A 14,886-nucleotide genomic window follows, 5' to 3' on the forward strand; every position below is an offset into this window, starting at 1 on the left:
TCATCTCTTATCCGGCCTACTACTCATATAAAAAGTAAGCGTTCCTCCATTTACTATATCTTCATGAGTAACATATCTTCTGTCCAGCAGTTTACCATTCAGCGTCACCCGCTTCACAAACACATTTTTATCGCTTTGATCCTTAGCCTCAACTGTGAACGTTTTGCCATTTTTCAAATGTATGGTCGCTGACTTTACTACAGGGCTCCCCAGCATGTATTCGTTGGAACCCGGCGCTACGGGGTAAAATCCAAGGGCACTGAACAGGTACCAGGCGCTCATCTGGCCAAAATCATCATTGCCCCCCAGGCCGTTCGCTGCAGGTTTATACATGGTTTTCAATATCATTCTTATCTTATCCTGCGCTTTCCAGGGTGCATCCGTCCAATTGTAAAGATATACCACATGGTGAGAAGGCTCATTGCCATGTACATAATTGCCAATGATACCATCTCTGGATATATCTTCGGTATGCTCAAAATACTTATCAGGAAGCTCCATTGAGAAAAGCGAATCCAGGTGTTGTGTGAACTTCTGCTTCCCACCCATCATGTCGATCATGGTGGCCGGGTCGTGCGGCACATACAGGCTGTAATTCCACGAATTGCCCTCTATAAATCCCTGTCCATGGGTATCCAACGGGTCAAATTCCTTCTTCCATTCTCCGTTAGACAGTTTGGGACGCATAAAACCTGACCTGGCGTCATATACATTTTTGTAGGATGCTGACCGTTTGATGAATTCATTATAAATATCCTCTTTGCCCAGCCTCCCGGCCATTTGAGCAATGCACCAATCGTCATAAGCATATTCAAGAGTTTTGGACACTGAGGCGCTGCTTATATCTTCTGGCACATAGCCCTTGTCTATGTATGCACCAATTCCGTCAAAATACCGCGTGTTGGCGGTTTGAATACAGGCTTCCAAAGCTCGTTCCACATCGAAATCAGCATTGCCTTTGATCACTGCATCGGCAATGACAGGTACGCTATGGTAGCCGATCATACACCAGTTTTCATTGGCATGGTGCGACCAGATGGGCAGCATTTTATGCACGCTCTGATCATAGTGGGCCATCATAGACCGGATCATATCCTGGTTGCGTGCGGGCTGTAGTATATTAAAAAGAGGATGCAAAGCACGGTAAGTATCCCAAAGGGAAAAGCTCGTATAGTTGATAAAACCATCGGCCTGATGGATATTTTGATCCAGTCCTTTGTACTGTCCATCTACATCCATGTATACAGTCGGCCCTAAAAAGGCATGGTACATGGCTGTATAAAAATTGGTCATTTCCCCATCACTGCCGGCATCAGCGGTAATTCTGTTAAGCTCCTTATTCCAGGTGGCCTGTGTTTGTGATTTAACCTGATCAAAATCCCATCCTGGCACTTCCGCCTGCATATTTTTAATGGCGCCCTCTGTACTCACCGGAGATAAAGCAAACCTGATCTTGATCTGCTCCCCCTCACTAGTATCAAAATCGAAATGCGCCCGTATCTTTTCGTTGGCAGCCTCTGGAAAGTTATTCTCCTGGTCAAATCGCCCCCAGAAACCACGATATGGATGCTTTTCATAGGTTTTTAGTCCATAGCTTTTGAATGGCTTACTGAAAGCCATGGCAAAATAGATGGTACGCGTTCTGGCCCAGCCGTTGGTAGACCTGTAGCCGGTGACAAGGGTATCATTTTCGACCCTCAAAAAGGCCCAGGTTGTTTTTTCATCGTAATTGTAAATCCCATACATCAGATCGAGGATGATGTGAGCTTTGTCCGACTCCGGAAAGGTATATCTGTGCATACCTACCCTGGTAGTGGCAGTCAGTTCAGCCGTAATATTGTAGTCATCAAGTTTAACCTTGTAGTAGCCGGCTTCAGCAGTCTCATTTTCATGCGAAAACACTGAGCGGTAGCCGGTCTCCGAATTTTTCGCAGTTCCAGGATTTAATTGCAACTCACCCACGGTAGGCATCACCAGGAAATCACCCAGATCGGAATGGCCCGTACCGCTGAAATGCGTATGACTAAAGCCCACTATGGTTTTATCTTCATGTTGATACCCGGCACAGTATTTATAAACATCTCCCGTATATTTCCCATTTACAGCATAAGGTATAGTATCCGTATCAGGACTTAATTGCACCATACCAAATGGCGCTGTAGCTCCCGGGTAGGTGTGGCCCATACGAGCCGTGCCTATCATGGGGTCAACATATTGGATTAAGTTTTTAGTATTGTCCTGCCCATAAAGGGTACAAGCCTGGCTTATAAAAAATAAAAAAAAGGAAACCTTTCTCATGATCTGTAGGTGTTTACTTGAAGTTCTGATGACACCATTAAAAATAGCAACTAAAAAGTTTATTCCTAATACACGCTGATCATGGAAGATGGCTTCTGATCAAATGCAGCTTTAGCAATTTTTTAAAATTCATTTCAATTTCTTAACCAAGAGATAATTTTTTCCTTCCATTTGTCGATCAGCAATTATGGATTTTTGCTCTAAAATCCGTTTTTGACAATGTTTTACACGCTTAAAATCAATGCGCTGGCTGAAAAAAACCACTCAAAAAATGAAGTACTGATCAAATTCAATAAAGATCCTCGTCACGGTAAGATCCATTTTATTACACTGGACTATAAAATGACCTCTAACATTTACAAAAGGAAAACCGGACAGCAGGCTGAAAAGTACCAAATTGAAATTACCTGTTATGATAACGGTGAGAAGGTGACCTACCTGAATACCCGAAAGGTGTTTTGCAAGAATAACTCATAGCTGGTGCAATAAGCGCATTCATCCCTCTCAGTGCAGATGGTTTATTTCCCCAAATAGCGTATTCAGGCAGCAACAACTCCTTAAGTGAAGTTGTTTATATGCTATTAAAACACAATTTTCTCACCTAACCCATACCCATATGAAAAAAATATCTACTCTCTTGCTTGCCCTATTCTTTTTGCTTCAACTTCAAGCGCAGGATCGTGGCAATTTAGTAAGCTATGAACTGATCGCAGAAAAAAATACTGATCAGATTGATGAACTACTGACTGAATCAGTCGGTGGCATTCCCGGTCTTTTTATTGGTTTTTTAGTGCCAACCACATTTGATGTCCGTGTTTACAAGGTAATTTACAACACCATCGATGGCCGCGGAAACCCGACCATTGCCTCTGGCGCCTTATATATTCCCCTGCCATATCCCGGTGCAGCCCCTCTTGCAGCATATTTGCATGGCACGATCATAGATGAGGCCAGCGTACCCTCTAACCTGATAGGTGTGGAAGGAGCGATAGGCTGGGCTATGGCTACAGATGGATATGTAGTGGCCTTGCCCGATTACATTGGTCTGGGTGAGAGCCCTGGCCCACATCCCTATGTTCATGCACAAAGTGAGGCCACAGCTTCTATTGATATGATGCGTGCGTCACGACAATTGTGCGGCATGATCGGAGTTGGTTTAAACGGTCAGGTCTTCATAGCAGGTTATTCTCAGGGAGGACATTCTGCGCTGGCCACTCAAAGGGAGATCGAGCGCCACCACGCCAGTGAATTTGATCTGGATTTTGTCGCAGCCGGATCAGGCCCTTATGACCTGTCCGGCACGCAAAAAAGCTTTGCATTTAGCAACCCGTATTACCCTAATCCTTCCTTTTTCCCTTATATCCTGCAAGGATATCAGGAAGTGTACCGAAACATATATAGCTCGTTGGACAAAGTTTACGTTCCGCCCTATGATGAAATGATACCTGTATTACTGGATGGCTCACTGTCTACAGAGGAAATAGATGCCCAACTACCGGCCAACTGGAAAACTATGTTCCGAAATGATTTCTTAAACGATGTAGCCAATAATCACTTTGATCCCGTGAATGTGGCTTTACGGAAAAACAATGTTTATGCCTGGGCTCCAAGAACCCAAGCCCGGTTGTATTACTGCACAGAAGACGACCAGGTAGATCCGGCAAACTCAGTTGTTGCCTGGTTTAATTTCTTTTTGAGAGGAGCGGGAGGACGTGTGGCTGCAGTTCCGCTGGGACCTTTTAAACATCGGGAGTGTGCACCCATAGCCCTGTTTGTGTCAAAACTTAAATTTGATGAGTATAGAAAAGATCAGCATGATGAACCAGGCACACATAAAGAATCCATCCTGGCATTACGCACTGAAACAGAAGCGCTGAATAATGAGCGCCTTACCGAATTTGTCAGGGAAGAGAATATTCCGGACCTGGCAGCACAGCTAAGGGAATATGGATTGACCAGTCTGGCCAATGTTGTTGAAAACCAGGAAAAACCAACAGCGCTGAAGCTATATCCAAACCCCGCTACTTCCTACACTGTACTTGATTTAAGTCAAATCAAAGACAATGTAAATACCATAAAAATAATCAGTCTGTCAGGAAAGACGGTGAAGGAAATTCCTGTGAAAGAAAAGTATGATACTTTTGAACTGGATGTTCGTGATCTTGACGCGGGGATGTACATTGTTGCTGTTGAAGGGGATGGAGTGTATTATGTTAGTTTGATGAAGGATTAGAAAATTTTGCAGGACCAACTCCGGTGACTTTAACCGCAGAGGTAAACTGAGAGGAAACAGAGATCACAGAGAAATCTCTCAATGTTCTCTAAGAGTCTCCGTTACCTCTGTGGTTTAAACCTCCATGCTCTTAGCATTCATCGCTCTTACGGCACGTTCTATTCCTGCGGGAGTCAGCGGAAACATGGGGATCAGTTCTTTCATCACCTGGATGGTGTAGGTGTGCGGCCAGTATCTTAGCGGCTCAGGGTTGAGCCAAACGCACTTTTTAAATTTTTGCGCTATTGCCTGCAGGTTTTTAATACTCAATGTACTTAGCTCATAAGGCGCCATGGCAGCATCACCAATGAAGAAGATCCGGTATGCTTTGTTATGCGTCAAGAGGTTTTCTACCGGTATGGACTTTGACCTGCGCTCATCGGTATAGATGCGGTCATAAATGGTGTTATGGAAGTAATATACCTCCAGGTCATGGGCAAAGCGTGTCTTCATTTTCCTGAAAAGCTTTTGCACACTTCTGACGTAGGGCGCCATTGAATAACCTCCATTGTCAATCAACACCATCACTTTCAGCTCTTCACTTTTTTCGCTCGACAGCTCCGGAATAAATAGCCCCCCACGTTTTAACCCTGATTTGATGGTCTGAGGCACATCCAGTTTCTCTATGGCGCTCTCTTCTATCACCCCTTTAATCGAGGCCAATGCTGCATCTACATTATCATCGTTGAGCAGCGCGTCCCTGTCGATAGGAAAATAGTTTTTGTCACCCATCACCTTTCTGGCCATCTTGCCCCCTCCCTGGCCACCTACGCGAATACCATTTTTAGCAGCACCTCCATGCCCGTAAGGAGAAATACCCCCTGTGCCGATCCAATGGCTCCCTCCCTGGTGTCGGCTTCTTTGCTGCTGGCGAACCTTTTCCATACGCTCCAGCAGTTCTTCGAGCGATAAGTCCGAGTAATCAGCCATTTTATCCAACAGGCGTTCTGCCGGCTCGCTGCCATTGTCAACAGAATCCTTATCCACCTGGTCGGGGTTGTCCTTATCCCAGATCTCTTTACCTGAGATCACTTCCTTGATGTCGTAGCTCGTCAGATGTACCTGATCCAGAAAGGTGTTGACCAACTCTTCATCAGTAAGGTCCCGATCCGCCTCATCCAAAAACTGGGTTTTCCATTGAGCAAAGGTTTCGGAGCGGAGAATGGCATCCTGTAATGTCTGTCCGGGTGTAATAGGTATGTGAAGGAAATACTCATAATAGGCCTTGGTGAACGGCCCTATGTCTGCCGGCTCTTTTACAACAATTCCTTTCAAGACATTGTAAACATCCCCAAGGGTCTTGATCAACCCTTTTTGCATGGCTTTACGAAGCAGGAGCAGAGTTCTTACATCTGCTTTTAAACCATGGGATCGAAATTTTTCCGGCAGCGAGCTTAACATATCAAAATTAGTTTAAACCTCCGAAAGCAGCATTGTTGGCGCCCAGCATACGGGCCACTCGCTCCATATCGGCCTGGGTTTTGATCAATGCGCCTATTCCTTCCAGTCCCTGGATCCTCTTCACCGCCTCTTTTGGCGCTATATCACTCATGTACTTCAGCCAATTCAGAATTTCACGTGTAGTAGGCGCCCTTTCCAGCCCCAGCCTTCGCAGATGATAGAAAACATCCAATGCCACCTTCACTACCTGCTCGTCCAGGACCGGGTGGTGCTTTTCAATGATCTTTGCCATCACCTCTTTATCCGGAAAATCGATGTAATGATAGATGCACCTTCCCTTAAATGCAGTGGGCAACTCCTGTTCACGATTGGAAGTGATGACGATAGCCGGCATATCTTTCTCCGAAATTTCGATCACCTCACCGGACTCCGGCATAATAAATTTTCTATGGCTCAGCGCATACAGCAGGTCGTTGGGAAATTCTCTGGGAGCTTTGTCTATCTCATCTATCAGCAGCACTGAGTTGGGCTTGCTATAGGCGATTGCGGCAGGTCCTTTTACCACATAGTCAGCCAGCGATTCGGGATTTCTATTGCCCGTGGTAAGTTTACTCGCCAGCCCTTTTTCCTCTCGCTGGGCATTGAGTATCTCTATTTGTGAATCACGCAGGTACTTCACATGGTCAAACCGCGCTACAAATTGTTCTATATTGCTTTTGGAGCCAACAGGATATACTTCCAGATCGAGCCCGCGGTCGTTTGCGTAATGGATGGGAAGATCGGTTTTTCCCGTTCCAGGCTCCCCTTCTATCAACAGCGGCATACCCAACACACGTGCCATGTGGAATGCCTGAGCCAGAGCAGGGTCGCATAAGTATTTATCTGATCCTATCCAGTGAGATGTTTCTGCCATAGTTATATTAAACTGCTTGCTAAAAATTTAGTTCAATTCCAATCCGCAAATATCCGATGGTTAGTTGGAAGTCTCAAGGATTTAGGGAAAATCCTCCTTTTGTGGCCCATCTGATCCGAACAGTCTTTACCTGACATAAGTCATAAAAAAGCCATGACATGCCTCATACCGGGTGAGCTACAAGGCTCCTACCTTTATCACTCATTAAAACCTGATTGCTATGACCAAGATATTAGTTCCCACGGACTTTTCATCATTTGCTTTTAGCGCTGCCAAAGCTGCGGTGTTCATTGCCAGGCAAACTAAAGCTACCATTTATCTCCTACATGTGGTCAATGCGCCTGCGGACTGGAGTGGCCTGTCAGCTCAGACAAAAAAGAAATATCCTAACATCGAAATCCAAATCAATGAAGCAGAGACCCAGCTTAAGAAGGTGGCAGCCGACAAGCTGTTTAAAGGCTGTAAGGTTAAGACATATGTAATTGGCGGCCTGATCTATGATCGGATTGCCGCCTTTGCGCAAAGCAATAATATGGACATGATCGCTATCGGAGCCCATGGCGCAGACGAAAAGGACAGGTTGTTTATAGGTTCCACTACCCAAAGGGTAATACGGACGGCTACATGTCCGGTCCTTTCTGTGAAGAAGAATACGGAGATCAAATCCATCAAAAAGATATTATTCACTTCCAATTTTGAAGAAAATGTATCGGATGCTGTTCGTACAGTTGAAAAACTAGCTTCAAAGACAAAGGCCGGAGTAGATTTTTTATACATCAATACACCGGGCAATTTTGCAGACACTGAAACAGCAGAAAAAAGAATGGCTAAATATGCTTCAAAATCACGAACAGTTAAGTTTAATACTTTTATTTACAATGAATCGGACGTGAGTAAAGGGATATTGAGCTTTATGGAAAGAAGTAAACCTGATTTGGTAGCATTGATCACTCACGGACGTAGAGGACAGCCTGCATATCACATGAGTGTTACTGATTCACTTCTGCTTCATGCCGGGGTGCCTGTACTAAGCTTTGTACTTGGAAAGAAGTAATGTGTTTTTCTTTGGAGCAATTGATCTTTCCGTTTAATTCGAACGACTACTTCGCTGGAGTATGTCTAAATACAGGCTCGCATACTCTTGGCGGTCGTTGGTCCCAGGGTCATAATTTAACGTGAGTTTGATATAAAATGCTTAAAAAAAGGGCAGTCATCCTATCCCGAAGGCTTTAAGGCTTTCGAGAGAAGGATCTTCCTAAGTTGCCGGCAGTATCCTTGAACTTAGTAAGATTCTTCGTGCCTCCCCGAGGCAAGTTCCATAGCCATTAACTTAAACACTCCGCTAGGAACTCAATGCCTGTAGACCTCATAAAATGATGGAATAACTCTAAATCCAATCATTTTTATTCCTGGCATTGAGTTATCACCTCACCCTTGAACAGGCTGAAATAAAAGCCACAGAAGAACCGCCCTCTCCTCAAGGAGAGGGATGTACAGACTGTAGTAAAAGCACAGGCTTTTGATGGGTGTGAAACATGTATTTTCTAAAAGTCATAGTTTCTTTAAGTTACCGCGTATGTCCTCTGGAACTATATTGACTGTTAAGTTAACGGCTATGGAAGCAAGTTCGGGACAGGCAGAATGACCTTAAAAAGAGGTTTTCAGGTTATTTTTGGATACGAATACAATTTAATCGGTTCTACTATATCGAACTCACGTTAATTTAACCAAAGATTTAAAATATGTACCAATCCCATTGATTTAATTTTCTCTTTCCTCCTCCAAAAATATGAGGGGTTTCTCTGATGGTTATCGGGGACATCCCTGAAAACAGGGATATATCCTGATGATCCTATTCACCCTACCGGATCATTGATCCCGGCGATGTATGTTTAAACACCCTTGTTTAGCGGCTGAATCACAAGTTTTTATCAAAGATTTACTGATTTATGTAAATCCGTGATTCCCCTGACTACTTCCACAATGCTTCTTTTCAAATTGTACCTACCAAAGTTTGTACGTCTAAAACCAACTTACTCATGTTCAAGCAACCAATAGCTATTATCGGTATGTCCTGCCGGTTTCCCAAAGTCCAGAGCCTGCAGGATTTTTGGAACCTCCTGAAAAACGGAGAAGAGACCATCGAAGAGATCAACCGTTGGGATATTCAAGCATATTTCAACTCTGACAAAAGTGCCAGGGACAAAACGCACCAGCGTCACAGTTCTATGCTGAAGCATATTGACGACTTTGATCCTTTATTTTTTAACATCTCACCGGCTGAAGCCGCAGAAATGAGCCCTTCGCAAAAGCTGATGATGGAGCTGGTATGGGAGTGTATTGAAAACAGCAACACGGCATTTGATCATATTTCCGGGAAAAAGGTAGGGGTTTATGTCGGGAATATATGGAGTGACTTTGAACACCTGAGAAAACATAAGTATGCCGAGGTGACGTCTCATTCGGCTGTGGGGCAGTCTGCCAATATCATTGCCAACCGCATTTCTTTTTTTTATGGTTTTTCAGGTCCCAGTCTGGTGGTTGACACAGGCTGCTCATCATCGCTTGTAGCCCTTCACCTGGCCTGCCAAAGCTTATGGGATGGCTCAACAGAACAGGGCATAGTTGGCGGTATAAATCATATGCTCGACCCGGACCAAAATATACTGCTTTCCAAATTTGGCGGTCTTTCTGCCAGGGGCAAATGCAGCACATTCGATGAAAATGCTGATGGTTTCGTCCGGGGTGAAGGAGGTGGCGTGCTGCTATTAAAAAGGCTTTCCGATGCAGAGAGAGATGGAGATCACATCTATGCCGTTATCAAAGGCAGTGCTATCAACAACAATGGCTTTAATGAAAACTTACCCGCCACCAGTGTAAAAGGACAAATGGATGTACTTGAGGAAGCTTATCGTGACTCAGGTATACAACCTCACGAAGTCCACTACGTTGAGGCTCATGGCACCGGCACACAGCTCGGGGACCCTACGGAAAGTAAGGCGTTGGGTACTTTTTTTAGTAAGAATCGTAAAAAGCCGCTGCATGTGGGTTCGGTTAAAACCAACATCGGCCATTTGGAAGGAGCAGCAGGCATGGCTGGTTTGATAAAGACAGTATTGGCCATCAATAACAACAGTCTTCCCAAAAACCTTAATTTCAATAAGCCCAATCCGAAAATAGATTTTAACGGCCTCAATCTAAAAGTGCAGGCGAAACATACCCCCTGGCCTGTTGTAAACGGGGAAACCCGGAAAGCCGGCATCAATTCTTTTGGCTGGGGAGGCACCAATGGCCATACCGTAATTGAAGAATATAGACCTACGAAAGACAGAAAAAGCACCAGGTATAAACACCACCATCAATTTGTGTTACCCATCTCGGCTCGTTCAGAAAAAGCATTGGTAGATTATGCCAGGGCATACAAACATCACCTTGAGTTCAACATCAATGGTATTGTGGATGAGTTTATCAATGTAGCCACAGCAGCCGCTCTGCGAAGGCCTCGCTTTGAGTTTGGAAAGTTGTTTGCCGCTGATGGCAAACTTGAAATGATAGAAAAACTGGATAGCTATATAAAAGATCCTGATGCTGCCTTCTCTACATTGGAAAAGCAGAAAATAGTATTTGTTTTCCCCGGCCAGGGCTCTCAGTGGATAGGTATGGGCCGTGAATTATACAAACAAGAACCTGTTTTCAGAAAGATGATCGATAAATGTGAAGCTGCATTTTCAAAATACTGCGACTGGTCATTAATAGCACAATTGCAAGCCGATGCTGACACGGGCCGGCTAGACGAAATAAATGTTATCCAGCCTGCACTATTTGCTATGCAGGTGGCCCTGGCCAGGCTATGGCAATCGTTCGGTATTGAGCCTGATGCCGTTACCGGACACAGCATGGGTGAAGTAGCTGCCGCTTATATTTCAGGGAGTATCAGCCTAAGCGATGCTGCCAAAGTGATCTGCACCAGAAGCTCCCTGATGAAAACCGTCAGCGGTAAGGGAGGCGCTATGGCCGTAACTGAGCTAACAGTAGCTGAGGCCAATGAGATCATCAAAAAATACAGGGGCTTGTCAGTAGCTGTAAACAACAGTCCGAAATCTACAGTAATAGCAGGAGACCAGTCTATGATAGAAGCCCTGCTGGAAGAATTAGCAGCTCTCGGGAAGTTTTGCAAGCAGGTAAAAGTTGATGTAGCATCTCATAGTGAACAGATGGAGCCACTGAAAGACTCTCTGGCTCAAGCGATTAAAGATCTTAAGCCACAAAAAAATACGATTGCCCTTTATTCAACCGTAAAAAATCAGGAAGTGTCCGGTGAAACGCTGACAGCAGCATATTGGGTCAATAATCTAAGAAATGGGGTTCAGTTTGCCGGTGTAATGGAGGAGCTGATCAAAAATGAATACAATGTTTTTATCGAGGTCAGCCCCCATCCCGTGCTTACCACTTCAATCAATGAGTGTATGGAAGCCTTCAAAGGAAATGGTTTAGTTTCCGGTTCTTTATACAGAAACAAACCTGAAACAGACGAACTGTACAGCAACTTTGATCTGCTTTATCAGCAGGGATTAAAGGTAAACTGGAAGAAATTTTACAATGATCCGATTGTTCCATTTGTTACGTTACCGCCATACCCGTTCCAAAGAGCCACCTACAGCCTGACTGAACGAAAAGTCAGCCTTCATTCAAAACGCGAAGGGCATCTGTGGATAGCCAAAGAGGTGAAGCTGGCCCAAATGAACCATGTTCACTTTTGGGAAGCCCAGCTAGGGTTGGATGAGTTCCCTTTCCTTAAAGATCATACGGTTGCCGGCAAGGTGGTACTTCCCGGTGTCGCCTATGTGGAAATGCTACATGCTGCAGTGGCACAGCTAACGGGTCGGCAGCAACTGGATATCAATAGCCTGATGTTCAAATCAGCTATTGTTTTAAGCAATGACGAAAAAACAAACATTCAGTTGAAGATCGAAGACAAAGCAGGTGAAAACAAATTCCATTTTTATGAATTAAATAACGACCAGTGGGTAGAAACCGCCAATGGTACTTATCAGCTAAATCCATCTCATAAACAGGAAACCAATAATACCCCTGATTTTGAAGGCACTATTCCTCCGGCAGCGCTGTATCAGCAACTACAAAGTCTGGGGCTCAACTATGGACCTGATTTTCAAGGAATAGCAAAGATTAAAACCGATGGCAACCACATTCTGGCCGCTGTCAGGGTGAAAGAAAACCTGAGGTATCACCTCAGCCAATATGGCTTTCACCCGGCAGTGCTGGATGCCTGTATGCAAACATTATTTACCACGCAAACCAATACTACTGACAAGGCTGCAACCACCTATCTTACAGGTATAGACACCCTTCAGATACTTGGTTCAATAAGCTTTTGCGATGAGCTGTTGGTAAGCGCCGAGATCACCAGGCAGGAGACATCCGGTGGAGGTCAACTAATATCTCTAACTGCCAATGCCACTATTGCTGATGTCACAGGAAAGGTTTTGCTAAAGATCAAGGGCCTGAGCGGCAAGATCTTTAGAGTGGAAGACGCTCAGGAGGCTAAAGACAAGTGGTATCACCATATTAAATGGATACATGGACAACCTGAGTTAAAGGATAATTCGAGAAAATCGTGTTTAGTTGTAGCACCGGAAAGCACAGATGATATAACGCCCTTTTTATCAGCATTGAGAGAAGCAGGGCATGATCTCCACCTGACAAACACCCAGGAGGAAATAACTAATATTGATAACATTGATGAGATCATCTATTTTGATAATACCAGGGAGGATCCATCATCTACAAAACCAGCCCTGGATCTGATCCGGTTTCTACAGTGTCTGGAATCTAAAAAACTGTTGCGTTATCCAAAATTAACAGTGATCACCCATGGCGCGTATTCGATCAAATCTGCTCATATCAATATGTCTACCGCACAGGTAATTGGGGTGAGCCGTGTGGCTGCCAATGAACTATCGCAGTATGAATTACAAACAATCGATCTTAGCTATAATCCCAATGTTTTAGAGTTAAAGACACTGGCCCAATTGATTACCCAACGGCCTTCGGATGAAAAAGAAGTGGCCATTCGAAATGAAGAGGTATATTTTGCCCGTCTTGAGCATTATGAGCCGGAGCTTTGCTTTGATAAAAATACTTTCTCCGGATCAGGATATCATCTGATCACCGGGTATAAGGGTATTGCCTTCACCGTTGTCGAGTGGATGTTTACCAGAGGTGCTCGCAACTTTTGCCTTCTAAGCAGAAGCAATACTATGGACCGGGCGCTTGAAAGCAGGGTCAGGGCTTTGGTAAAACAGGGCGCCAGATTTAAAATCGTAGACTGCGATGTGTGTGACAGTAATAGTTTGAGTCAGGTGCTGGATACACTTGAAAATGAGGCCGGCCTTAAAAGCATTGTTCATGCAGCGGGCCTTATCAAGCCTGAGCAGATCACCGAACTGACAGCAGAGGAATTTGACAGAATAACAGGGCCAAAAGTTCAGGGCGCCTGGCACCTGCATCAGGCTAGTAAAAACTATCAACTCGACCACTTCATCATGTTTTCTTCTGCGTCCTGCCTGCTAGGCCTTAGCGGACAAGCCAGCTATGTTGCAGCCAATACTTTCTTAGATGCACTGGCAGCTTACCGTCAAAAGCAACATTTACCTGCTCTCAGTATCAACTGGGGGGTAATGACAGATGCCGGCATGGTGGCTTCCGCCAAAAATCTTGAGAAATTTGCCGAAGCCGAAGGATTTATTGCTACCGAAATGCAAACCGCTGTCGAAGCTTTTGACAGTATATTCGATCGCTGCCCAGCCAATATGGGGGTGTTCAGGTTGGAAGCCGAAAAAACTGCCGAACATTTCCCGGCATTGGGCGCCAGCAACTATTTAAGTGCAATACTCCTTAAAAAAGAAACTACCGGGGAAGGCCAAAGCCTCATCAAAAGGTTAGAAAATGTTCCTAATGCAGATGAATGGTTGAAAGCATTTGAGATTCACCTCAAAAAACTGACCGCCAGCATCATTAAAACTTCAGAAGATCAACTGTCCATCAGCATGAAATTTAAAAGCCTGGGGATAGACTCGCTGATGGCAGTACAGTTCAGAAATAAATTGGAAAAGGAACTCAATATAAAACTCTCTGTAGTTGACATCTGGGAACATCCCACTATTTCCGAATATGCTTCATTTTTAGTAGAGAAACTATTCAAGGTGAACGCCTATAAGGACAAAGCCCCATCAGAACCTGCCATCTCAGCATCCATTAAAACTTCAGTCTGTACAACGCAACTGGTATGTTTTCATGATGCCGGTGGAAATGCCAGCCTATATGAAGGATGGGATGAAAAACTCAATGATGACATACAACTGATCACCGTTGAGTTACCTGGCAGAGGGCAATCCTCTTCTTTAGAGCCATTCTTAGTGATGAAACATGCAATTCAAAAGATCACTGATGCACTTATTGGCATTGTTGATCAGCCGGTCATTTTCTTTGGACACAGCATGGGCGGGCTGTTGGCCTTCGAGGTGATCCGCGAACTTAGACGAAGGAAGAAAAAGCTCCCTGTAACCCTGATTGTATCATCCACCCCGCAGTTGGGCTCCTATGACAGACGCCAGTTAGATCACACGATGGATGATAAAGTGCTTACCAGGCGCTTTCCTCACCTGAGCCAAAAGGCTATTGCTGATGATGAGCTTAGAAGTTTCCTCATACAATTACTTAGAAACGACCTGGCCCTCCTCGACAGCTATCAATATCAGTTTGAACCACCTGTGGATGTAGAGATCATAGGCATCCATGGCAAAAGTGATGAAACGGTCAGCAAAAAGCAGGTGGAGTTATGGAGCAATGAAACAACAATGGGATTCAGGTTGGTACAACGTGATGGTGACCACCATTACCTGCGAGCTTGTACCGATTTCGTAACCCAGCTAATCAATAATGAAATGAATAATCGATCACCAGAATACATAAACCGATGAAT

7 protein-coding genes are annotated in these 14,886 nt (G+C 44.6%); 4 read left to right on the plus strand and 3 right to left on the minus strand.

Annotation, left to right across the window (positions count from 1 at the left end):
• The gene (locus tag C900_RS04115; protein WP_425401994.1) at positions 1-2,301 is read right to left on the minus strand and encodes a GH92 family glycosyl hydrolase; all 2,301 of its coding nucleotides are present in this window, start codon (positions 2,299-2,301) and stop codon (positions 1-3) included.
• Positions 2,302-2,517: 216 nt separating this feature from the next.
• Here C900_RS04115 and C900_RS04120 point away from each other — a divergent pair, with 216 nt between their 5' ends.
• Complete coding sequence (locus C900_RS04120; protein WP_009578353.1) at positions 2,518-2,775, plus strand: hypothetical protein; 258 nt, start codon at positions 2,518-2,520, stop codon at positions 2,773-2,775.
• A 139-nt stretch (positions 2,776-2,914) separates the two neighbouring features.
• Entirely contained in the window at positions 2,915-4,531 is a 1,617-nt protein-coding gene (locus C900_RS28090; protein WP_009578354.1) for a T9SS type A sorting domain-containing protein, read from the plus strand.
• 114 nt (positions 4,532-4,645) lie between these two features.
• On the opposite strand, the gene C900_RS04130 is transcribed toward C900_RS28090, so the two are convergent.
• Together C900_RS04130 and C900_RS04135 are read right to left on the minus strand one after the other, a co-directional pair.
• A complete protein-coding gene (locus C900_RS04130; protein ID WP_009578355.1) occupies positions 4,646-5,971 on the minus strand; it encodes a hypothetical protein in 1,326 nt (441 codons plus the stop codon).
• Positions 5,972-5,978: 7 nt separating this feature from the next.
• Entirely contained in the window at positions 5,979-6,884 is a 906-nt protein-coding gene (locus C900_RS04135; RefSeq protein ID WP_040495587.1) for an AAA family ATPase, read from the minus strand.
• A gap of 220 nt (positions 6,885-7,104) precedes the next feature.
• On the opposite strand from C900_RS04135, the gene C900_RS04140 reads away from it, so the two are divergent.
• Both C900_RS04140 and C900_RS04145 read left to right on the plus strand, forming a co-directional pair.
• Positions 7,105-7,938: a universal stress protein gene (locus C900_RS04140; RefSeq protein WP_009578357.1), complete on the plus strand. Its 834-nt coding sequence runs from the start codon at positions 7,105-7,107 to the stop codon at positions 7,936-7,938.
• A gap of 985 nt (positions 7,939-8,923) precedes the next feature.
• Positions 8,924-14,884 carry a type I polyketide synthase gene (locus tag C900_RS04145; RefSeq protein WP_009578358.1) on the plus strand — a complete coding sequence of 1,987 codons (5,961 nt, stop codon included), beginning with the start codon at positions 8,924-8,926 and terminating at the stop codon, positions 14,882-14,884.
• The last annotated feature ends 2 nt before the right edge of the window (positions 14,885-14,886 follow it).

This window comes from Fulvivirga imtechensis AK7, from assembly GCF_000331535.1.
In the GTDB taxonomy this organism is placed as follows: Bacteria; Bacteroidota; Bacteroidia; order Cytophagales; family Cyclobacteriaceae; genus Fulvivirga; species Fulvivirga imtechensis.

Excerpts from the sequence above, each read along its gene's own strand:
- C900_RS04140 (WP_009578357.1), top strand. The coding sequence starts at position 7,105 with ATGACCAAGATATTAGTTCCCACGGACTTTTCATCATTTGCTTTTAGC.
- C900_RS28090 (WP_009578354.1), top strand. The coding sequence starts at position 2,915 with ATGAAAAAAATATCTACTCTCTTGCTTGCCCTATTCTTTTTGCTTCAA.
- C900_RS04145 (WP_009578358.1), top strand. The coding sequence starts at position 8,924 with ATGTTCAAGCAACCAATAGCTATTATCGGTATGTCCTGCCGGTTTCCC.
- C900_RS04135 (WP_040495587.1), bottom strand. The coding sequence starts at position 6,884 with ATGGCAGAAACATCTCACTGGATAGGATCAGATAAATACTTATGCGAC.
- C900_RS04130 (WP_009578355.1), bottom strand. The coding sequence starts at position 5,971 with ATGTTAAGCTCGCTGCCGGAAAAATTTCGATCCCATGGTTTAAAAGCA.
- C900_RS04120 (WP_009578353.1), top strand. The coding sequence starts at position 2,518 with ATGTTTTACACGCTTAAAATCAATGCGCTGGCTGAAAAAAACCACTCA.